Genomic DNA, 1015 nt, shown 5'->3' with positions numbered 1-1015 from the left:
AAAGAAATTGCGGAATCTGATTCTAAAAAGCTGAATGAAATTATAATAAAAAATACTATTGCCAACAATGTATAACCGCAATTACGGCGGATTCGGCTACGTCCGAATCCACTCGGAATTGCTAAAGCCTGTGCAAAACCGAAAATTAACGCATATTAACCCGTAACTGACGGTTATACGAGACCTTTACCTGTAATTATGACAAAACATTCACTAAAAATATTATTGCTGACTTTAATTTTAGTTTCAACATCTTGTAAAAAAGAGATTGATTCGATATTAGAGCTAGAAGCTGATTACAAAGTAATTGAATTAGATTACGGATTTGATAACTATATGAAAAATACTAAAGATAAATCCGAGCAAATTATTATCAAGCAAAGAAATTTAGTCTTAATTGATGTCGACAAAAACGGAGATACATTTATTGAGGACATTTTTGTTCCTGACAGCTTAATTATATCTGAATTTAAGAAATACATAGTGCCGAATCCAACGGATAAAAAAATGCCAATGACTGTTGAAAAGGATTTTGAATATTCTGGAAAAGTCAATATGCATAAAAACATAACTATACTGGCAAGAATTGACAAAGAATTGAACTACGAGAAATACAGAGAAATCAGAAACAAATTTTATCTAGCTTATAATGAGGTACGGAATGAATTCTCACTCTCGAAATTCGACAAAAGTTTGACTGAATTACTGAAATCGGATGAACAAGAAGACATTATAAAATGGCGAGAAATAAGACAAATTTTTCCAGTCCGATTAACAGAATCGGTGGACTAAAAATAACTACAGGTAACAACGTGTATAGCTCATTGCGGCTGAATTCCTAATCGGAATTCATTGCAATTTGCTATCTTTCGGTTATTGCGGAAAATCATAGCTGATTTTCCGCAACGAGCCATACACAAAACCGATGATATCGAATACGCCTGCGGCGTACTTTTGTCTACGCTGCTTCGCAGACACTATATCCAAAAGCAGTTCGATATCATCGCTGCGCTAT

The 1015-nt window shown here is 34.0% G+C and carries 1 protein-coding gene; it reads left to right on the top strand.

The annotated features are described in order from the left end of the window. The first annotated feature begins 198 nt into the window (after positions 1–198). Positions 199–792 carry a hypothetical protein gene (locus LBV24_RS15020; RefSeq protein ID WP_224479479.1) on the top strand — a complete coding sequence of 198 codons (594 nt, stop codon included), beginning with the start codon at positions 199–201 and terminating at the stop codon, positions 790–792. The last annotated feature ends 223 nt before the right edge of the window (positions 793–1015 follow it).

Origin of the sequence: Winogradskyella vincentii, assembly GCF_020166345.1 — a bacterium.
Classification (GTDB): domain Bacteria; phylum Bacteroidota; class Bacteroidia; order Flavobacteriales; family Flavobacteriaceae; genus Winogradskyella; species Winogradskyella vincentii.
The sequence above is the reverse complement of the archived record's forward strand: the minus strand, read 5'-3'. Positions and strand labels throughout refer to the sequence as shown.